Genomic DNA, 23,305 nt, shown 5'->3' on the forward strand with positions numbered 1-23,305 from the left:
GTTGAAGCTGAAGTTGTCCACCTCCTGGTTGTCCGTGTCCAGTGCCGATAGGTTCGCCACATGGGCGGCCTGCCCGTCGTCCTGTACCTCAAGGGTAAGTTCGCCCGTGGCGGCGTTGAAACTGAAATTGTCCACTTCCTGGTTGTCCGTGTCTATGCCCGATAAATTCAAAATTGGATTATTTCCCAATTCGTTGGTGTAGGTGAGTTCATTGGTCGCTCCATTGAAGCCTAAGGTAGTATTGGTCTCGGCTATACTCACCGAAGCGACATTCAAATATAGGGCCCCATCAGTACCAAATCCGATATCATTGTTGGCATCAATACTAATTAAATCGAGGTTGTTCGTTACTGCTCCGTCATCCTCCAAGGAAATGTTCAATTCCCCATCCGTCATCGATAATACATCTATCGTCTGGTTGTCCGTGTCGAGTGCCGATAGGTCGGCCACGTGTGCGGCCTGTCCGTCGTCCTGTACCTCCAGGGTAAGTTCGCCCGTAGCGGCGTTGAAGCTGAAAGTGTCCACTTCCTGGTTGTCCGTGTCCAATGCGGATAGGTTCGCCACATGGGCGGCCTGCCCGTCGTCCTGTACCTCAAGGGTAAGCTCGCCCGTAGCGGCGTTGAAGCTGAAGTTGTCCACCTCCTGGTTGTCCGTGTCAACACCGGAAATATCGACCGTGACCGGAAGCTCCGCGTCGTCCTCAAGGGAGATCGCAAGTTCGTTGGTAGCACCGTTGAACGTCAGCCCGTCGATGGTCTGGTTGTCCGTGTCCAGTGCCGATAGGTCGGCCACATGGGCGGCCTGCCCGTCGTCCTGTACCTCAAGGGTAAGTTCGCCCGTAGCGGCGTTGAAGCTGAAATTGTCCACCTCCTGGTTGTCCGTGTCAACACCGGAAATATCGACCGTTACAGGAAGCTCGGCATCGTCCTCGAGGGAGATCGCAAGTTCGTTGGTGACCGCGTTGAACGTAAGCCCGTCGATGGTCTGGTTGTCCGTGTCCAGTGCCGATAGGTCGGCCACGTGTGCGGCCTGTCCGTCGTCCTGTACCTCAAGGGTCAGTTCGCCCGTAGCGGCGTTGAAGCTGAAATTGTCGACCTCCTGGTTGTCCGTGTCAACACCGGAAATATCGACCGTTACAGGAAGCTCGGCATCGTCCTCAAGGGAGATCGAAAGTTCGTTGGTAGCACCGTTGAACGTCAGCCCGTCGATGGTCTGGTTGTCCGTGTCGAGTGCCGATAGGTCGGCCACATGGGCTGCCTGCCCGTCGTCCTGTACCTCCAGGGTAAGCTCGCCCGTAGCGGCGTTGAAGCTGAAATTGTCCACCTCCTGGTTATCCGTGTCAACACCGGAAATATCAACCGTTACAGGAAGCTCGGCATCGTCCTCGAGGGAGATCGCAAGTTCGTTGGTGACCGCGTTGAACGTAAGCCCGTCGATGGTCTGGTTGTCCGTGTCCAGTGCCGATAGGTCGGCCACATGGGCGGCCTGCCCGTCGTCCTGTACCTCAAGGGTAAGTTCGCCCGTGGCGGCGTTGAAACTGAAATTGTCCACTTCCTGGTTGTCCGTGTCAACACCGGAAATATCGACCGTCACCGGAAGCTCCGCGTCGTCCTCAAGGGAGATCGCAAGTTCGTTGGTGACCGCGTTGAACGTCAGCCCGTCGATGGTCTGGTTGTCCGTGTCCAGTGCCGATAGGTCGGCCACATGGGCCGCCTGTCCGTCGTCCTGTACCTCAAGGGTAAGCTCGCCCGTAGCGGCGTTGAAGCTGAAATTGTCCACCTCCTGGTTATCGGTGTCAACCAATCCCGATAAATCGATATTCGTAGCCGCTGGGTTATTTGTAATATTAAGAATTTGGGTAACAGGGTTGTAACTCAAATCTTGTATTTCATTAGTAGGATTACCGTCCAAATCGGGAGTAGCGTTTCCACCCACCGCATTCCATGTGGCCCCGTCCCAAATGTACAATTGACCCGCCACATCATCTACATAGGTCACCCCAGCATTACTCGGTGTCACTGCTGGTGCGCCGGAACCGATCAAAGTAAGTTCATTGGTCAAGTCCTCATCGGAATCTGTGGAATTTATCGTATAATTCCCATTGCCATCGTCGTTGACCGAAATGGCCCCGGTTCCGGCAACTACGGTTTCACTCAAAGAGGAAAGATCCACGGCAGTTGAGCTGCCTCGTTCAATATCTATTTGTAGCTCATTACTTCCATCAAGCGTAGCTCCTGTCAGGTTTTGATTATCGCTACTATTATTGGCCAAATCCTGTAAAGCCTCTTGAACATTAGTTTCATCCGTAAGATCGCCATCTACATCAATATTTGGGCTAAGCGGTACCTGGGTTGCATTCTGATCATCCGTACCATCAAAGGAAGTAGTGGTGGTATCTTCAGAGGTATAGGTATAAGTTATACCATCTAAGGTTGAAAGTGTCGTGATAGTCTCCGCCGGCAGGGTGATCACCGTCGGGGTGCCCTCCTCGTCCGTGTAGGTCAGCTCACGGGTCGCAGGGTTGAAGGCCAGGCTCCCGACGTTGAGCGGGATGTTGGTCAGTGCGCCCGCCTCGTCCGTATAGTCCAGCGAGTTGCCGTCCGCCCCCAGTGCCAAGTTGCCCACGTTCAGCGGGATCACGTTCGTATTGTTGTCCTCGTCCAAATACTCGAGGCTGTTGCCGTTCAATGTCAGAGAGGTCAAAAAGTCCGAGGGAAGGGTGATCACCGTAGGGGTGCCCTCCTCATCGGTATAGGTCAGCTCCCGGGTAGCGGGATTGAAGGCCAGGCTGCCGACGTTGAGCGGGATGTTGGTCAGACCGCCCGCCTCGTCCGTATAGTCCAGGCTGTTGCCGTCCGCCCCAAGGGCCAAACTGCCAACGTTCAAAGGGATCACGTTCGTATTGTTGTCCTCGTCCAAATATTCAAGGTTGTTGCCGTTAAGGGTAAGGCTCGTCAAAAAGTCCGAGGGCAAGGTGATCACCGTAGGGGTGCCCTCCTCATCGGTATAGGTCAGCTCCCGGGTAGCGGGATTGAAGGCCAGGCTGCCGACGTTGAGCGGGATGTTGGTCAGACCGCCCGCCTCGTCCGTATAGTCCAGGCTGTTGCCGTCCGCCCCAAGGGCCAAACTGCCAACGTTCAAAGGGATCACGTTCGTATTGTTGTCCTCGTCCAAATATTCAAGGTTGTTGCCGTTAAGGGTAAGAGCAGTCAATGCATCAGAAGGTAAAGTAACCGTAATGGGAGCACCGCCGTTCTCCAATTCCAAGGTAAGTTCACGGGTTGCCGGATTGAAGCTGAAATCCAGAATTTGTTGACTATCGGTAGACGTCAATTCCCATGAATCCCCATCCCAGAAATAGATGGTACCTGTATTTGTATTTACATAGATATCCCCGGTATCCGCTCCGCCTGGGGATGTTGATCCCGGGCTTGTTACGGCGGTACCACTTAAAACCTCGCAATTACACTGATCTTGTAGTGTAACCGTGGTTTGCGAATATGCAAATCCGGATATCAGAAAAATGAGTAGTAAGATTCTCTTATCCATGGTTATATCTTTACTTAAAATATTTTTTGTTATGCTTCCAAAGGCCTTTCTAAAGCCTTGTTCAATTGACGGATTAATCTTTTGTACATATTGCCCCATGATTTAAATAGAATAAACCTTTTGTACCGCTATAATCGGTTAAGTACAAAAGTCTTGCTGGCAAGAAAATGAAATGGGTTGGTTGGGTCGGTTTTTACCCAGAGGGCCATTGTGGTTTCTCCTTGGCGAAACTTCTTGATAAATTTGGTCAAGCTATTCATATTTGGGGTGTGATAAACCATTGCTATTTAGTTCCTGGGAACACAATGGTTTTATTACACTTTACAAAATTAACCCAACGGATACCCTAGGAAAATAAATGTTGTGTAAGTGTTAAATTGCAATGCATAGGTTCAAAAAGCTGAAGTCTTAATCGATAAATTTTCCTTTTTATCGAGAAATTCATTGGTCGATAAAGTCAATTATAGTGGCGGTTTCGGAACGCTATTCTGTGAGAAAAAACTTAAAAAACCAACATTTCCCAAAAGAAAACTTTAGTCTGGGTTTACCCTGTACGTAATACGTTTGTTGGTAATTAACGAGGCTGTAAAATTGATGTTTACTGTACCGGTATCACATAATTTACTGGTGTCCGTTATGGCTATTTTACAAAGAGAGGGATCTGACCCCCCAGAATTATCCATGAATCTACCCACGATCGGTGCCGTTGCCAAACTAGTATCCAGGGGGGAGTAATCTGGTGCTACATTACCGATGGTTGTTGTGGTTCCATTTGCTGTATATGTGATATCGCCTGTGAGCTCATCATACTCCACAATGTAGGTGTTATTTCCGCCAAGAAAGCTTCCTAGAGTTCTGGTATACAAGGTACTAAGTCCAGTATTCCCATCTATTACCGTAATCGCAACACCTATTTCATTTCCCGTGATGTGATAAATCCTGAAATTTCCTCCTGTGATGATATCCGCGGTACTTTCATTATCCTGATAGTCCAATTCTATTCTAAAACTGGAGAAGTTGAAAATACTTCCCGTATTGGGAATGGTAATATCCAGGCCTGCGCTTCCACCAGCCCCTGATCCTATGCGTACACCACATGCAGTCTGAACAGCATTGGAATTAATGGTCGTCGCATTTGGACCAACGGTTGCCGTGGTCAACGCAGAGGTATCAAAATCGAACTGGGAAACCAATTGGCTTGCCGTACCATCGTCACAAACTTCATAATCAAAAGTTACATTCCCGACAAAACCGGCCTGGGGAACGAATGTAAAACTACCATCATTTCCCAAAGTCAATATACCCGTAGTAGGTGAAACTACAGGTATGGGATTAATAGACAAGCTACCACCATCTGGATCGGTATCATTTGCAAGGACACCATTTGATACATCAGCTGTTATGGTTCTATTCAAGTATCCTGTGTATACATCATCCGTCGCTATTGGAGCTATATTTTGCCCGAATAGTGGACAACAAAAAAGTATACTACCAAAAAGAACAATTCGAAAGAAAGTAAAACTTACCAATCTATTTAGTTTTTATCAACTCGATAGGTTATTCTTCTATTCGTAATTAACGTAGAGGCGTTCACAGTCAACACTGCTATGGCCGAAGCTACCGGAGCGCAGGGAAGTGCTGAATTGGATATCTGTACCCTGTATTGATTTCCATTGTCCGTGGGTGTGGCATTGCTAACAGTAAGCGTATCTGTTGTCGTACCACTGTAGATACCCGTATCGGTCAAATCTACCCAAATGGAACCATTAAAAAACTGCCACTGGTACGTATCTGTATTCGAAGCAGTAACGGTAAAGGTAGTACTACATCCGGGACAAATTGTGCTATCCACAGGTTGAGTGGTTATGGATGGCCCAGTATTTATAGTGGCAGTAACTGCCGTCCTAGTGGCTGTGGTACATCCATTACTTGTAGCATCTACGTAATACGTGGTGGTGCTCGAGATACTTGGTGTTACAAAACTAGTCCCAGTACCTATTGAACTGCCTCCGGTTGCCGCTGTATACCAATTGATAATTCCCCCAGACGCGGTTGCTGCCAAATCGACTGTACCGCTACCGCATCGAGATCCCGGGGTAGTACTTGTTATTGTTGGTATGGGTTCGATATTGATAGTTGTTGTTGCCGTTATACTAAGTACGGGATCTCCAGGTGTTCCTCCATATTCTACTACATAGCCCTGTGGTTGGTAATTTCCAGAGGCTGCGCCAGTATTGGATAAATCGTTCCAGGATCCATTGGGATTTACATTCGGATGGGTAATATGGGCATAGTCTTCATTTCCCGATTGATTGGGCTCGCCAGTATTCCAAAATGCAAAGTTAGGAGTACTTCCACCTGCCGTTCCGTTCCAGAATACGGTACCTGCCTCAGGTCCCGTCACCCACTGCCAAACCCCTTCCGTGGCGGCATCGCTTCCTCCTATCCATCCTACCCCTACGGCCTGGGAACCAGAAAAGTCCGCTTCCTCCTGCGATGTTAATGTAGCCAAATAACCTTGTAGACCAAAGTATGTTCTAGCACTTGCGGCGGTATTAGCATCCGTCCAGGTAATTCCCAAGTCGGGAACGTATTCATAATAATGTGCGGTGCTTGGCAAAAAATTTGCCTCCCCCACTGTAATCGAAAATTGACGGACTCCCGTTGGGGTTCCTGAGCTGGAATATTCTACCGCTGAAATAGCAGTTTCAAATTCGCCATAGGTAGCAGGCCCTGTAAGAGTCAATTCTCCTTGTACCGCATCCCACGTCCCAGTTATATTGGCGTGTGTACCTGTTAGTGTCAACAAATCCTCTCCGTTCACATAACCTGAAGAAATTTGTATATACACTGCGGTTGTTGAAGTATCATCTGGGTCTGTTATGCTGATGCTTTCAACTATCATCTGGGAAGCCCCTTCACATGAGGTCTGATTCCCAGTAGCTGTTAGTGTCGGCGCAATATCCGTAGTTCCTTCCACCAAAAAATTGTCAATAGTATAGTTTTCAGTACCTCCCGTATTATAAAATGTAATTCTAAAATCTATGGTAGTACCAACGAGGCCTGTAACGCTGTAGGACGATTGAATCGGGTCCGATGGCGATGTATCTCCAGAAGCATTTTCGATTTCCACATATGATCCTCCATTAATTCTGTATTCCACAATAAAAAAATCTTGACCAAAATCCAAGCTTCCTCCCGAGGTCGCATCAAAACTAAATTGAACATCATTGAAGCCAGAAATATCGATAGGGTTTGTAACCCACCTGGCCGTTGTATTATCCGTGTTTTGACCACGGAGTAATTTATTACCGCTGACCGTCCTAATATCTACATCCCCATCGTTCGTAGACCAACTGGCTGTGCTTGTTCCTGTTCCGGCGCCTGTGGTGGCCCCATTGCTGTAACTCTCAAAATCTTCGCTCCAAATAGTAGTTTGGGAAAACAATCCGGTAGTGGACCACATACATAGAAGGACCAAAATATTTACACAATATTTCAGTGACGTATTTATATAATATTTATTGATTTGGAACATGTTAACGTCTAACTTGCCAATGAGCATCAAAGGCATTAAGGGGGGCTATATCATTACAAAATTACATGAAGCTTGTCACGAGAAAAACAAATGTTGTGAAGTTGCCAAATATATAGGTGTGACTTGAAAATACCGAGGTTTGTTGGCTGGGAAGGTGCCCTACTCCATACAAAAAATGAGCTGGACTTCTCAAAAAAAGGCGCAACCAAAAAGGATGCGCCTACTAAGACTTTGATATTAGAAATCTATTATTCTAGAATTATGAATTCCGATCTTCGGTTTAATTCATGTTCCGTATTGGAACATCTTACTCCATTTTCACATTGATTTACCAATTTGGTCTCTCCAAAGCCTTCACCTTCTAAACGATCTGAAGCAATTCCTTTGGAAATCATATAATTCACTGTGGACTCAGCTCTCTTTTGTGATAACCAAAGGTTATAGGAGTCCTTCCCTCTACTGTCAGTATGCGAGTTTACCTTAATCCTAAGACTTGGATATTTCTCCATTGCCGCTATCACCTTTTCCACTTCTACTTCCGAATCCTTCCGGATATTGTATTTGTCAAAATCAAAATAAATGGTGCTTAGCTGCAGTAATTTGGCCAAATCATCCCCGAATCCGGCAGTAATCTTATCTCTTTCCAAATAAAAGTCCATTATTCTTGGTTTCCCATCAGATTTGCCCAAATACTCCTCGGAAGGCACGTAACCTTCCATTGAAGCCCTAACAAAATTACCCTGGTTACAATCGACCATAATAGAATATTTTCCTTCGGAATCGGTAATTGCAGTTAGAATTTCTTCATTGTTCTCATTGATGACCTTTATAGTAGCGCCAACAAGAACCTCATTCGATATTTTGTCCCTAACCGTTCCTGTAACTTGTTGATTGCAATCCAAAATCAATGGAATGGTCTCCAAAAAACTATAGATATCGTCAGCTCCTTGTCCTTCCAATCTATTTGAAGCAAAATAGCCTTCTTTGGTCTCTTCATTGAAGATAAAGGTAAAATCGTCTTTTTGACTATTCACGGGTTCCCCTACATTTACTACTGAACCGGTTAATCTATTCTTGGCAATTTTTGTGGCGAATACATCCAAGCCTCCAAGTCCAGGATGACCATCCGATGAAAAGTATAGCACTTCCTCACTTGTAATAAAAGGAAACGTTTCTCTTGCTTCCGTGTTTATAACAGTTCCTAAATTCACTGGAGTACCATAGGTGCCATCCTCGTTTAGGGTAGTTTTAAAAAGATCGGATTCCCCTAACGAACCTGGCATGTCGGAAGCAAAATATAGGGTCTTTTCATCGGGACTCAAGGCTGGATTGGCGACAGAATAGGCATCACTATTAAAAGGAAGTTCTTCAATATTGGTCCAAACCCCGTCGACAAGTTCTGCTTTAAAAATCTTGAGTCGTATTACTCCTTTTTCGTCCTTTTTGTATTTACCTTCAACAAAGTTGTTTCTTGTAAAATACAGGATATTTCCGTCCTTAGTAGTAACGGAAGTGGATTCGTGCAATCTTGTATTTACATTATCACTCAGCTTTGTTACCAAATTAGTCGAAATACTGTCGGCATTTACCTTGTATAGATCCAAAAAATCCTTTGCATTCCAAGTGTGCCTATATCTTGCAAAATTCCCCGTGTCACGATCCGAAGAAAAGATGAGTCCATCTTTGTAAAAGGATGGTGCAAAATCCGAATACGGTGAGTTATACTGAAACTGAGCAATATTATACCGCCCCGAGTTTTCCTTGATCTCTTCCAGATAATTTTTCTCCTCGCTATATACAGCAGCCCTTAAATCGTTAGTGGTAACTTCAGTGAACTTCACCATAATTGTATCGGCGCCATCGTAATCCCCAAGAGTTTTTAGGGTTTGGGCATATCTGAAATAATATTCAGGGCCAACTTCGGATGGGTACTCATTTACTAGTCTTTCATACGTTTTGGCCGCACCATCATAGTCCGCATTGAAATAATAGGAATTCCCTAACTTTTTTAGCAAATCTGCCGAGACATAGCCCTTTTCCAAAACCCTTTTGTAAATGTCAATTGCCGGGCTAAAGGAATAATCCTGATATTTTGCATTCGCCTTGGTAACCAATCTTTCCTGGGCAATACTCTTAATTCCCAAAGAAAGAACCGTAATAAAAAGTAGTGATAGTATTTTTTTTACCATTTGTCCGGTTTTAAAAGAAACGAGGTGACACCAATCTTTGGAAGGACTTTACCAATTCGACCCTCAAAAATACTTCAAAAGATCCATCGTTAAATTGAGTGCCTCCCAAATCCGTAGTTTCCCTATCATATGCCAGCCCCAACATCAACTGATCGGTTATCTGAAAGCCAAGTAAACCGCTAATGGCAGCATCCCAACGATAAGCGGCTCCAAAAGAAAATTTTTCATTGAACAGAAAGCTAGCCGATAGATCCAATTGTAAAGGGGCACCTCCGACGACTTTAGTCAACAATGCCGGTTTAAACTTAAGATTGCTATTTAAATCGAATACATATCCGGTTATTAAATAAAAATTGATTCTCTCTTGAGAAAGAAACTGTACGGAATTGGCATCTCTTTGAGAGTTATCAAAGTAATCAGTCTCCAATATATTCGGCGCTGATAGGCCAGCATAAAACCTATTTGTATGGTAATATACCCCCAAGCCAAAATTTGGCGAGAACCTGTTGTCAATATTGTCTCCAGCTATTGGTTCATCATCAAAATTATTTAAACCATTAAAGTCCAGACTAAGTAAATTCCCCCCTACTTTTAAACCAAAGGAAAGTTTTGCATCCAGGGCCACATCTATGGTGTAAGATATCATGGCATCCAAATAGGTTTCGGAAACAACGCCATCACCAATGTTATCATTCACCACAGAGATACCATAACCCAACTTGCTGTTTCTAATTGGGGAATGAAGATTCAAAGTAAACGTTTCGGGCGCCCCATCCAAACCTACCCATTGGGACCTGTATAAGGCGGCTAAACTGAGTTGACCTCTTGACCCGGCATATCCAGGATTCACGGTCATCGTATTGTACATGTACTGCGTATATTGTGCATCTTGTTGTCCAACCACCTCATGTACAAAAATGAAGACAAAAAAACCACTTGCCAGTAAACTCTTAAGTTTAGTCATATTCAGTCTCAATATCATTTGCTAATGTATATGTAACCATCTTCGACAGTATGGCTTTGAGACCCTGTCAATTGGTATTCAAATATATAAAAATATACCCCGGCCGGAAGATAGTCATTTACGCTTAGTGTAGACCTTCCTTTAGACCTTCCATCAAATACGTTATTTTGATTATTATAGTTGGTTCCTTCATATACCTTTACTCCCCATCTATTAAAAATCTGTAATGAGTTATTATCCACTAACTCAAGTCCACGTATAAAAAGAAAGTCATTGTCTCCATCCTCATTGGGAGTAACCAATTGATTCACCTCCACCTTATTATCCGGATCAAGATAGTCCGGGGTGCCGTCGTTGTCCGTGTCGTCGTCGGTGGGATCCCCGTCGTTGTCGGCGTCCTCGTCCGGCGTATCTATACCGTCGCCGTCGTCGTCAAGGTCCCTATAGTTCACGTCCTCCGTGCCGTCCGTGTCCGGCAGGTCGTTCGCCGGGTCGTCGATCTCGTCGTTCACGTCGAAGCCGTCATTGACGTCGCTACCCTCGTAGCCGTCGTCAAGGCCGTCGCCGTCAGTGTCGGTGCCCGTATAAGCCTGGTCCGGCACCCCGTCGAAGTCGAAGTCGTTACCCTCGTTGTTGTCCGGCACAAGGTCGTTGTCCGTGTCCATGTCAAGATAGTCCGGCTCGTCGGTGCCGTCGGTGTTCACCGGTGTAAGCCCATCGGGATAGGCCGAGTTGACACCGTCGTTCGAGGCATAGGTCGCCGCGTCGTCGTCGTTGGGGGCGATATAGCCGTCGGTGGTCTGCGCCTCCACGTTATCGGGGATGCCGTCGTCGTCCGAGTCGATGTCCAAGTGGTCGGGGTAACCGTCCGAGTCGCTGTCGAGCGGGTCGGTCAGCGGGTCGCCGTCGCCGTCAAGGTCGGGATCCTCGGTCGTGTCAAGGATGCCGTCGTTATCGTCGTCAAGGTCGACGCTGTCAGGTACCCCGTCGCCATCAGTGTCGGGACCGCCGTCCGGATCAAGATAGTCCGGGGTGCCGTCGTTGTCCGTGTCGTCGTCGGTGGGATCCCCGTCGTTGTCGGCGTCCTCGTCCGGCGTATCTATACCGTCGCCGTCGTCGTCAAGGTCCCTATAGTTCACGTCCTCCGTGCCGTCCGTGTCCGGCAGGTCGTTCGCCGGGTCGTCGATCTCGTCGTTCACGTCGAAGCCGTCATTGACGTCGCTACCCTCGTAGCCGTCGTCAAGGCCGTCGCCGTCAGTGTCGGTGCCCGTATAAGCCTGGTCCGGCACCCCGTCGAAGTCGAAGTCGTTACCCTCGTTGTTGTCCGGCACAAGGTCGTTGTCCGTGTCCATGTCAAGATAGTCCGGCTCGTCGGTGCCGTCGGTGTTCACCGGTGTAAGCCCATCGGGATAGGCCGAGTTGACACCGTCGTTCGAGGCATAGGTCGCCGCGTCGTCGTCGTTGGGGGCGATATAGCCGTCGGTGGTCTGCGCCTCCACGTTATCGGGGATGCCGTCGTCGTCCGAGTCGATGTCCAAGTGGTCGGGGTAACCGTCCGAGTCGCTGTCGAGCGGGTCGGTCAGCGGGTCGCCGTCGCCGTCAAGGTCGGGATCCTCGGTCGTGTCAAGGATGCCGTCGTTATCGTCGTCAAGGTCGACGCTGTCAGGTACCCCGTCGCCATCAGTGTCGGGGCAAGCCACAGGTTGCAGGTTCAACCAAACACCATTTTGAATACTTTCAGAGGTAGTATAAAATTCAATAGCGGTAACCGTAGATTGTGAAACCCAAGTAATCCTTTCGGGTGCCTCATTGCCTACCGTAACATTATTCACAAAAAAATCATCTCCTACATTTCCTTCAACCATGCCTGCCGGTAAAGTTACCGTTTGTATATACTGAGTGCCGTCCAAGGCTATAATACCATCTCTTTTTCTACCGGGAATAATAGGTGAATGACTCGCCGTAACCTTAACAGGAATAGTACCAGAAAATGTAAAAGTAATTGGGAACCCATCCCTTACGGAAAAGGTTGTACCAGTGGAATTTGTACTTCCGCCCGTAAAACTCACAAGAATACTCCCCATCGGAAGACCCCATTTGGAACTGACATCAACGTCCGTGGCAGAAAGGCTCCCATCGAAGATGCCTCCCGAAAGTCCAAACTCGGAGGGGGAAACTCCCTTGAATTCAGGATTGGAACATCCTGAAGTATTCGAAATTTCATATTTATTAGAATCTACAGATGTATAATCTGTAGCAAAATTCCCTTCACGATCTTTAAAGCTTGTTTCATTGTTGCCTTCCTTATCTCTATCAAAATAGGTGGTTAAAACCTTAATATTTGAATTGGACTTGGCAAAGGACGACGTTGGTGGCATCAAAAAAAGGATAATGGCCAAAACAAGAGCAAAAGTAAAACCGTTTCCCTTTTTTAAGAACGTAATATTTTCCATAAATGTTAGTTTAAATTAGAAAACTAATCACCATGGCTGTAGGAGTTAAAAACGTAAGATGTTCGGGGCCGTTTTTAAATGAAATATCTATGCAAGATATATCTAAAAATTCGTTCAACAAATTCTTTGGGAAGCATTCAACCCATAATATCTTTTAATAACATGTTTATTCGGTAAAACGCAAAAAACCGATTTTTTTAATTATTATCTAAATACGTTGAATCTTAAACAAAAGATTACTTTTCTCATCAAAATCGATTAATAAAGTATTTAATCGATAGAAAATGCATTTGGAATTGGATTTTTATTTGAACCGTTTAATGGCTGGATTCCCTAAAATTACCTATTCCATAAAAAGATGGAATGACGAATAACCTATAATTTTAACTTACTTTTGCCGAAATTTTTCAAATGAGTTTTAAGACCCAAATCCAAAAGCGACGGACTTTTGGGATAATATCACATCCGGATGCCGGAAAAACCACCTTAACGGAAAAGCTTTTGCTTTTCGGTGGTGCCATCCAAGAAGCAGGTGCCGTAAAGAGTAACAAGATAAAGAAATCCGCCACTAGCGATTTCATGGAGATTGAACGGCAACGTGGAATTTCTGTGGCTACATCGGTATTGGCATTTTTGTACAAGGACAAGAAGATAAACATTTTGGATACGCCAGGCCACAAGGACTTTGCCGAGGATACTTTTAGGACACTTACTGCTGTGGACAGTGTAATTGTAGTAATAGATGTGGCAAAAGGTGTGGAGGAACAGACCAAAAAATTAGTGGAAGTATGTAGAATGCGTAATATTCCAATTATTGTCTTTATCAACAAATTGGACAGGGAGGGGAAAGACGCCTTCGACCTTTTGGATGAACTTGAACTAAAATTGGGTTTATCCATAACCCCACTTAGTTTTCCCATAGGCATGGGTTATGATTTCAAGGGTATTTATAATATTTATGAAAAGAACATTAATCTCTTTAGTGGCGACAATAAGAAGAATATTGAGGATACTATAGCCTTCAATGATATCACAAATCCCGAACTGGAGACTATTATAGGAAGTGCAGCAGCCAAAACCTTACGGGATAATCTGGAACTCGTAGAGGGTGTTTATCCTGACTTTGACAAGGAAAAGTACTTGGAAGGCAAGCAGCAACCCGTATTTTTTGGGTCTGCTTTAAATAATTTTGGAGTACGGGAGCTATTGGATTGTTTTATAGAAATTGCACCTCCTCCAAGGGCCAAAATGGCTGAAGAACGTTTAGTGGAAGCTCTTGAACCGGATATGACCGGATTCGTATTTAAAATCCATGCCAATATGGATCCAAAGCACCGGGATCGCTTGGCCTTCATAAAAATTGTTTCGGGCACATTTGAACGCAATAGGCCTTATTTGCATGTCCGCAATGGCAAAAAGCTAAAATTCTCTAGTCCAAATGCCTTTTTCGCAGAGAAAAAGGAAATAGTGGATATTTCGTATCCCGGTGATATTGTTGGCTTACATGATACAGGAAATTTCAAAATAGGTGATACCTTAACCGAAGGTGAAAATTTACACTATAAAGGAATTCCAAGTTTTTCACCGGAGCATTTCCGGTACATAAACAATGCAGATCCCATGAAAGCCAAGCAATTAAATAAGGGTATCGATCAGTTGATGGATGAAGGGGTAGCGCAGTTGTTCACACTTGAAATCAACAATCGTAAGGTAATCGGTACCGTTGGAGCACTTCAATTTGAGGTCATTCAGTATCGTCTGGAACATGAATATGGGGCCAAGTGCACTTACGAAAACTTTCCGGTGCACAAGGCTTGTTGGATCGACCCTGAAAATTCAAAAAGCGAAGAGTTCAAGGAGTTCAGTAGGGTAAAACAAAAATTTTTAGCGAAGGATAAAAAGGGCCAGTTGGTATTCTTAGCGGATTCCCAATTTTCCCTGCAGATGACACAACAGAAGTACCCTTCCGTAAAATTACATTTTACTTCAGAGTTTGATTGAAACAAAACATCTATGCCTCGCCCGTAGGCCCAAAATTGATGGGAATTGGAGGCTGTTCATAGTCCTTTATAGTCCCATGTGCTTTTTCAAAACGGTTTACATTGTCATTCAAGGCTTTGAGGAATTTTTTTGCATGCTGTGGAGTCAGTATAATCCTACTTTTAACTTTTGCCTTGGGTGCCCCTGGCATCATACTTATGAAATCGACCACGAATTCAGAGATCGAATGATTGATAATGGCCAAGTTTGAGTAGGTTCCTTCGGCCATTTTTTCATCCAATTCTATATTGATCTGTTTTTGCTTTTGCTCTTTTTCGTCCATAGCTACAAAAAATAAACCCTCGATAAAATTTACCGAGGGTTTTTGATTTTAGAATTTTAAAGCTTCTTTGCGTGCCATAATTTCATCGTATTCCTCTTTGGAACCTACGATAATGTTTTCATAGTCCCGCATTCCCGTACCAGCCGGAATCTTATGTCCGACAATTACGTTTTCCTTCAATCCTTCCAAAGTATCTACCTTTCCGCTTACCGCGGCTTCGTTCAACACTTTTGTAGTTTCCTGAAAGGAAGCCGCAGAAATGAAAGACTTGGTTTGCAAGGACGCACGTGTAATTCCTTGAAGAATCGGTGTTGCGGTAGCCGCAACTGCATCTCGCGCTTCTACCAAGGTCTTGTCCGCACGCCTCAGAATGCTATTTTCATCCCTCATTTCACGAGCGGTAATTATCTGTCCAGCTTTTAGGTTTTCGGACTCTCCTGCATCTATGATCACTTTTTTGCCGAAAATCTCATCGTTCTCTTTAATAAAGTCAGACTTGTGAACCAACTGGTTCTCCAGGAAGATGGTATCTCCCGGATCTTCGATCCGAACTTTTCGCATCATCTGCCGTACCACTACTTCAAAGTGCTTGTCGTTGATCTTTACACCTTGTAGGCGGTAAACCTCTTGAACTTCATTTACCAAGTATTGTTGTACCGCGGAAGGCCCTTTTATAGCTAAAATATCCTCTGGTGTAATAGACCCATCGGACAGCGGCATACCCGCACGGACATAATCGTTCTCCTGAACCAAAATCTGATTGGACAACTTCACCAAGTATTTCTTGATCTCGCCCAATTTAGATTCAATGATAATTTCCCGATTACCTCTTTTGATCTTGCCAAAGGAAACCACACCATCAATCTCGGATACTACTGCCGGATTAGAAGGATTTCTTGCTTCAAATAATTCGGTCACCCTTGGAAGTCCACCTGTAATATCCCCGGCTTTGGCCGACTTACGTGGAATCTTAACCAAAATCTTACCCTCTTGAATCTTATCCCCATCATCTACCATAATATGGGAACCGACAGGTAGGTTGTACGAACGTAAAATCTCATCCTTATCGTTCTTGATCAATAAAGTGGGAATCAATTTTTTGTTTCTGGATTCGGAAATAACCTTCTCTTGGAAACCGGTTTGTTCATCGATTTCGACCTGATAGGTAACACCCTGTTCAATATTCTCATAGGCAATTTTTCCAGGAAATTCCGAGACAATGACACCGTTATAGGGATCCCACTGGCAAACTACATCTCCTTTTTTGATATTTGCCCCATTTTTTATGAATAGTTGGGAGCCATAAGGAATGTTATTATTACTCAAGGTTATTCCTGTCTTGGTGTCGACTATCTTTATTTCAGAAGTCCTTGAAATCACAATTTCAGCGGCATTACCGTCACTATCCTGACCTTTGACAGTCCTTAGGTCCTCAATTTCCGCAGTACCATCAAACTTCGCCATTAATTTATTGTCCTCGGATATGTTTCCGGCAATACCTCCCACGTGGAAAGTACGCAAAGTAAGCTGTGTCCCCGGTTCACCGATGGACTGGGCGGCCACTACACCAACAGCCTCTCCACGTTGTACCATTTTATTTGTAGAAAGATTTCTTCCGTAACATTTGGCACAGATTCCTTGAGGGGCCTCACAAGTTAAGGCGGAACGCACTTCTACTTTTTCAACAGGGGATTCCTCAATTTTCTTAATATCGGATTCCATAATCTCCTGACCTGCCTCCAATAACAACTCTTCCGTCAAAGGGTTATAAACGTCATGTAAGGATACTCTTCCTAGAATACGTTCACCTAAGGATTCTACAACTTCCTCGTTCTTTTTCAAAGCTTCTACTTCAACACCACGAAGCGTTTCGCAATCCTCGATATTAATAATCACATCTTGGGAAACGTCCACTAAACGTCTTGTCAAATATCCAGCATCTGCAGTTTTTAAGGCTGTATCCGCCAAACCTTTACGGGCACCGTGAGTGGAAATAAAATACTCCAAGATGGAAAGACCTTCCTTAAAGTTGGAAAGAATGGGATTCTCAATAATCTCACCACCTCCGGCTGTCGACTTCTTCGGTTTTGCCATTAATCCACGCATTCCGGTAAGCTGGCGTATCTGTTCTTTTGAACCCCTAGCACCGGAATCGAGCATCATATACACCGAATTAAATCCTTGCTGATCCTCACGGATACGTTTCATAGCCAATTCGGTCAGCATGGCATTAGTGGATGTCCAAACATCAATTACCTGGTTATAACGTTCGTTATTGGTGATAAGCCCCATATTATAATTGGCCATAATAGCGTCTACCTGACCATTGGCATCGTCTATCATTCCATGTTTTTCTTGTGGGATAATAATATCTCCCAAACTAAAGGAAAGTCCACCTTTAAAGGCAAACTCATATCCCATAGTCTTAATCTTGTCCAGGAATTCAGCCGTTGTAGGAACATCGGTTACCGCAAGAATCTTTCCAATGATGTCCCTTAGGGCCTTTTTGTTCAAAACGCTATTTACATATCCGGCCTGCTCAGGTACTTCCATATTAAAAAGTACCCTACCCACGGTAGTTTCCACTATTTGGTTGACCAATTCCCCTTCTTCATTAAAATCTTTGGTCCTCACCTTTATACCCGCGTTAAGGTCTACCATGCCTTCATTAAAAGCGATTTCAACCTCTTCATCCGAGTAAAAAGTGAGTCCTTCGCCTTTTACGGGAACTTCTGGTGTAGACTTTCTCTCCTTGGTCATATAATACAGACCCAATACCATATCCTGGGAAGGTACGGTAATCGGTGAACCGTTAGCGGGGTTCAAAATATTGTGTGAAGCCAACATTAATAGCTGAGCTTCCAATATGGCCTCTGGGCCCAGTGGCAAGTGAACCGCCATTTGGTCCCCATCAAAATCCGCATTAAAGGCAGTACATACCAAAGGGTGAAGACGAATTGCCTTGCCCTCGATCAGTTTTGGTTGAAATGCCTGAATACCCAAACGGTGCAAGGTAGGGGCCCTGTTCAATAGCACAGGATGTCCTTTCAATACGTTTTCAAGGATATCCCAAACCACGGGTTCTTTTTTATCAATAATCTTTTTAGCAGACTTAACGGTCTTAACAATTCCCCTTTCTATCAATTTACGAATGACAAACGGTTTGTACAATTCGGCCGCCATATCTTTTGGAAGACCACATTCATACAATTTCATTTCAGGTCCAACTACAATTACCGAACGTGCGGAGTAATCCACCCGTTTTCCCAAAAGGTTTTGACGGAAACGACCTTGTTTCCCTTTAAGGGAATCCGATAGCGACTTCAATGGTCTATTGGATTCCGTTTTAACGGCGGAAGCCTTTCTTGTATTATCAAAGAGTGAATCAACGGCTTCCTGAAGCATACGCTTCTCATTTCTCAGAATCACCTCCGGGGCCTTGATTTCTACCAATCGCTTCAAACGGTTATTTCGTATAATTACCCTTCTATAGAGATCGTTCAAATCCGAAGTGGCAAAACGACCTCCATCCAATGGAACCAATGGACGTAATTCCGGCGGAATTACAGGAATCACTTTCATTATCATCCATTCCGGCTTATTTTCCCTATTATCCTGGGATTCCCGTAAGGCCTCAACCACCTGAAGTCTTTTCAATGCCTCTGTTTTACGTTGTTTAGAGGTCTCGGTATTGGCCTTATGGCGAAGCTCATAGGACAACTCCTTTAAATCTATACGCGCCAAAAGATCGATCAAGCACTCCGCTCCCATTTTTGCAATAAACTTATTAGGGTCGGAATCCTCCAAATACTGATTTTCCTGTGGAAGCTCATCCACAATATTCAAGTATTCTTCCTCGGTCAAGAAATCCATTTTTTTGATTTCCTCTCCTTCAGGTCCTTTCGCAATACCAGGTTGTATTACTACATACCTTTCGTAATAGATAATCATATCCAACTTCTTTGATGGAAGTCCTAGCAGATATCCTATCTTATTCGGTAGGGAACGAAAATACCAGATATGGGCCACGGGTACAACCAAATTGATATGCCCTACCCTGTCCCGGCGAACTTTTTTCTCAGTAACCTCCACTCCACAACGGTCGCAAACAATACCACGATAGCGGATGCGTTTGTACTTACCGCAGGCACATTCATAGTCCTTTACAGGTCCAAAAATACGCTCACAGAATAGCCCGTCACGTTCTGGTTTGTGCGTTCTGTAGTTGATGGTTTCAGGTTTGAGGACTTCTCCCCTGGATTCAGATAAAATTGCCTCTGGAGAAGCCAATCCGATTGAAATCTTGTCAAACCTTTTTATTGGATTATTATCTTTTATTCTAGCCATGATATATGGTGATACTTAATTAAAATGTGTGTTCTTAAATCGTTATATCGATTTGTTTATTCCTCTAATCTTATATCTAGACCCAAACCTTTCAGTTCGTGCATCAATACGTTAAAGGATTCTGGTAATCCAGGTTCTGGCATAGTCTCGCCCTTCACAATAGATTCGTAGGTTTTCGCCCTACCAATTACGTCATCGGATTTGACCGTTAATATCTCCCTCAAGGTAGCGGAAGCACCATATGCCTCTAGGGCCCATACTTCCATCTCCCCAAAACGCTGACCTCCAAATTGAGCTTTTCCGCCCAAAGGTTGTTGCGTAATCAAGGAATAGGGTCCTATTGATCTAGCGTGCATCTTATCGTCTACCATATGCCCTAATTTCAACATATAGATGACCCCAACAGTAGCAGGTTGATCGAATCGTTGTCCGGTACCTCCGTCATAAAGATAGGTATGGCCAAATCTAGGGATACCAGCCTCATCCGTGTAACCGTTGATTTCATCCAATGTGGCTCCATCAAAAATAGCTGTTGCGTATTTTTTGCCTAATTTAAGACCGGCCCATCCAAGAACGGTTTCATAAATCTGCCCGATGTTCATACGTGATGGTACACCAAGAGGATTCAACACGATGTCTACGGGGGTTCCATCCTCCAAGAAAGGCATATCTTCTTGACGCACTATTCTGGAAACGATACCTTTGTTACCATGACGCCCGGCCATTTTATCCCCAACTTTAAGCTTTCGCTTTTTGGCGATGTATACCTTGGCCAACTTCATGATTCCGGCAGGTAATTCGTCCCCAACAGAAATCGTGAATTTATCCCTTCTAAGATTTCCTTGAAGATCGTTCAACTTGATCTTATAGTTATGGAGCAAATCCGCAACAGAAGCGTTGGTCTCTTTGTCCGTAGTCCAGCTTCCTCCAACCAAATGCGCAAAGTCATCCACAGCGTTCAACATCTTCATGGTATATTTCTTGCCCTTTGGAAGAACTTCTTCGCCTAAATCGTTCAAAACACCTTGTGATGTTTTTCCACTGATCAAAGAGAACAGTTTCTCCACCAAAATATCCTTTAGTTGCTGGAATTTCACTTCATATTCCATTTCTAAATTGGAAATGGCCTCTTTGTCTTCCGAACGTTTACGCTTGTCCTTTATAGATCGTGAGAACAACTTCTTATCAATGACCACACCGGTCAAAGATGGTGAGGCCTTTAAAGAAGCATCCTTTACGTCACCGGCCTTATCTCCAAAAATAGCACGAAGTAACTTTTCCTCCGGAGTTGGATCGGATTCCCCTTTAGGTGTGATTTTACCAATAAGAATATCTCCGGGCTTCACCTCTGCACCGATACGTATCATCCCGTTTTCGTCCAAGTCCTTGGTAGCTTCCTCAGAAACATTGGGTATATCATGGGTTAATTCCTCAGCACCCAACTTGGTATCCCGTACCTCCAGAGCATACTCATCAACATGGATGGAAGTAAATATATCTTCCCGTACTACTTTTTCTGAGATTACAATGGCATCCTCAAAGTTATATCCTTTCCAAGGCATAAAGGCAACGGTTAAGTTTCGCCCAAGGGCCAATTCCCCGTTTTCCGTGGCATAGCCTTCACAAAGGACCTGCCCTTTTTTGACCTTATCACCTTTGCTTACTATAGGTTTCAGATTAATGCTGGTACCTTGATTGGTCTTTCTGAATTTGACCAATTCATAGGTCTTTTCATCTTCCGCAAAACTTACCAACCTTTCAGCGTCCGTCCTCTTGTACTTAATCGTGATTTTCTGGGCATCTACATATTCTATTACCCCATCCCCTTCAGCATTGATCAAGACCCTGGAGTCCGAAGCCACTTGACGTTCCAATCCTGTACCAACAATAGGGGATTGCGGTTTCAATAGGGGAACGGCCTGTCGCATCATGTTAGATCCCATTAATGCCCTGTTGGCATCATCATGCTCCAAAAACGGAATCAATGATGCTGAAATGGATGCAATTTGATTGGGCGCAACATCCGTGTAATTCACTTCTGAAGGATCTACTACCGGGAAATCCCCCTCTTCACGGGCAATGACCTTATCACTATCTATAGTTCCATTTTCTTTCATAGGAATGTTAGCTTGCGCTATTTTCATTCCTTCTTCTTCTTCTGCACTTAAATATGTGTACTCCTTGGTATTTACCTTACCGCCTTCAACCTTGCGGTACGGAGTTTCCAAAAAGCCCATTGGATTAACCTTGGCAAAAACTGAAAGCGAAGATATCAAACCAATATTGGGTCCTTCAGGAGTTTCGATAGGGCACAATCTTCCATAGTGAGTGTAGTGTACATCACGTACCTCAAATCCTGCTCTTTCCCTGGAAAGACCTCCTGGTCCCAGGGCGGACAATCTTCTTTTATGCGTTATCTCCGCCAATGGATTTGTTTGATCCATAAATTGAGACAACTGGTTTGTACCAAAGAATGAATTGATAACGGAGGATAACGTTTTTGCATTGATCAAATCAATAGGTGTAAACACCTCGTTGTCCCGCACGTTCATCCGCTCCCTAATGGTCCTTGCCATACGGGCCAGACCAACTCCAAATTGGGAAGACAACTGTTCTCCCACGGTGCGGACACGACGATTGGACAAGTGGTCTATATCATCGATCTCCGCTTTGGAATTGATAAGTTCTATCAGATATTTTATAATGGTAATGATGTCGTCCTTGGTCAAAACCTGTTTGTCCATTCCGATATCAAGACCCAACTTTTTGTTCATTCGGTAACGACCGACCTCTCCAAGGTTATAACGTTGGTCGGAGAAGAACAATTTATCAATTATACCACGCGCCGTTTCTTCATCAGGCGGCTCCGCGTTACGCAATTGACGGTAAATGTGCTCAACGGCTTCCTTTTCGGAGTTGGTAGGGTCTTTTTGTAGCGTATTATGGATGATGGCGTAATCCGACTGCGCATTGTTCTCCTTATGAAGCAAAATCGTTTTTACGTCGGTATCCAAAATCTCGTCTATATGTTCTTTCTCAAGAATGGTATCCCGATCTAAAACAATTTCGTTCCGTTCAATAGAAACCACCTCTCCAGTATCCTCATCAACAAAATCCTCGTGCCAAGTGTTCAATACCCTTGCCGCCAATTTACGGCCCAGAATTTTCTTCAATCCTGCTTTGGAAACCTTCACCTCTTCAGAAAGGTCAAAAATCTCCAGGATATCCTTGTCACGCTCAAATCCAATAGCCCTGAACAGAGTAGTTACCGGTAATTTTTTCTTTCTATCAATGTAGGCATACATAACACCATTGATGTCCGTTGCAAACTCGATCCAAGAACCTTTAAAAGGAATTACCCTTGCCGAGTATAGTTTGGTACCATTGGCATGGAAAGACTGTCCAAAGAAGACTCCAGGTGAACGGTGAAGCTGGGAAACCACTACTCTTTCCGCACCATTGATTACAAAAGTACCACTGGGCGTCATATAAGGAATGGTACCTAAATACACATCTTGTACAATGGTCTCAAAATCTTCGTGTTCCGGATCGGTACAGTATAGTTTTAATCTTGCCTTTAACGGTACGCTATAGGTAAGGCCTCTTTCAATACACTCTTGTATGGAGTATCTTGGGGGGTCTATGAAGTAATCCAAAAATTCCAGAACGAACTGGTTTCTGGTGTCCGTTATTGGGAAGTTCTCCATAAAGGTGTTGTACAGACCTTCATTACCCCTTTCATCCGATTTGGTCTCAAGTTGAAAAAAATCTTGAAAAGATTTTATCTGGATGTCCAAGAAATCCGGATACTCCGGCGTGTTCTTAGCGGATGCAAAATTTATTCTTTCAGTTTGTTGTGTGAACATCTATGGACAGTATTTTGATCGTGAATGATAAATAGGTAGTATATGCCTTCATATACGCCATGTGCATTATGTATAA

At 44.5% G+C, this 23,305-nt stretch carries 10 protein-coding genes; 1 reads left to right on the forward strand and 9 read right to left on the reverse strand.

Features of this window, described 5'->3' with window-relative positions:
- The 6 genes from D7Z94_RS19000 to D7Z94_RS19025 form a co-directional block, all read right to left on the reverse strand.
- On the reverse strand, positions 1-3,549 hold a 3,549-nt coding region (locus tag D7Z94_RS19000; protein ID WP_147415935.1), incomplete at its 3' end, for a beta strand repeat-containing protein.
- 533 nt (positions 3,550-4,082) lie between these two features.
- A complete protein-coding gene (locus D7Z94_RS19005; RefSeq protein ID WP_120713227.1) occupies positions 4,083-5,078 on the reverse strand; it encodes an Ig-like domain-containing protein in 996 nt (331 codons plus the stop codon).
- A gap of 5 nt (positions 5,079-5,083) precedes the next feature.
- On the reverse strand, positions 5,084-7,114 hold the full coding sequence (locus D7Z94_RS19010) for an Ig-like domain-containing protein (RefSeq protein ID WP_158594689.1): 2,031 nt from the start codon (positions 7,112-7,114) through the stop codon (positions 5,084-5,086).
- A 221-nt stretch (positions 7,115-7,335) separates the two neighbouring features.
- Positions 7,336-9,276 (reverse strand): OmpA family protein, encoded by a 1,941-nt coding sequence (locus tag D7Z94_RS19015; protein ID WP_120713229.1) that lies wholly within the window; start codon positions 9,274-9,276, stop codon positions 7,336-7,338.
- 10 nt (positions 9,277-9,286) lie between these two features.
- Entirely contained in the window at positions 9,287-10,240 is a 954-nt protein-coding gene (locus D7Z94_RS19020; RefSeq protein WP_120713673.1) for a PorP/SprF family type IX secretion system membrane protein, read from the reverse strand.
- Positions 10,241-10,254: 14 nt separating this feature from the next.
- On the reverse strand, positions 10,255-11,955 hold the full coding sequence (locus D7Z94_RS19025) for a gliding motility-associated C-terminal domain-containing protein (RefSeq protein ID WP_245967256.1): 1,701 nt from the start codon (positions 11,953-11,955) through the stop codon (positions 10,255-10,257).
- 1,149 nt (positions 11,956-13,104) lie between these two features.
- Here D7Z94_RS19025 and D7Z94_RS19030 point away from each other — a divergent pair.
- Complete coding sequence (locus D7Z94_RS19030; protein WP_120713231.1) at positions 13,105-14,694, forward strand: peptide chain release factor 3; 1,590 nt, start codon at positions 13,105-13,107, stop codon at positions 14,692-14,694.
- Between the two features lie 10 nt (positions 14,695-14,704).
- On the opposite strand, the gene D7Z94_RS19035 is transcribed toward D7Z94_RS19030, so the two are convergent.
- From D7Z94_RS19035 to rpoB, 3 genes are read right to left on the reverse strand one after another with little or no spacing between them, the layout of a single operon-like run.
- On the reverse strand, positions 14,705-15,016 hold the full coding sequence (locus tag D7Z94_RS19035; protein WP_120713232.1) for a DUF3467 domain-containing protein: 312 nt from the start codon (positions 15,014-15,016) through the stop codon (positions 14,705-14,707).
- A gap of 48 nt (positions 15,017-15,064) precedes the next feature.
- The gene (gene rpoC / locus D7Z94_RS19040) at positions 15,065-19,363 is read right to left on the reverse strand and encodes a DNA-directed RNA polymerase subunit beta' (RefSeq protein ID WP_120713233.1); all 4,299 of its coding nucleotides are present in this window, start codon (positions 19,361-19,363) and stop codon (positions 15,065-15,067) included.
- Positions 19,364-19,419: 56 nt separating this feature from the next.
- The gene (gene rpoB / locus D7Z94_RS19045; RefSeq protein WP_120713234.1) at positions 19,420-23,229 is read right to left on the reverse strand and encodes a DNA-directed RNA polymerase subunit beta; all 3,810 of its coding nucleotides are present in this window, start codon (positions 23,227-23,229) and stop codon (positions 19,420-19,422) included.
- Positions 23,230-23,305: the final 76 nt, after the last annotated feature.

This window comes from Ulvibacterium marinum, from assembly GCF_003626755.1.
GTDB classification, from domain to species: Bacteria; Bacteroidota; Bacteroidia; order Flavobacteriales; family Flavobacteriaceae; genus Ulvibacterium; species Ulvibacterium marinum.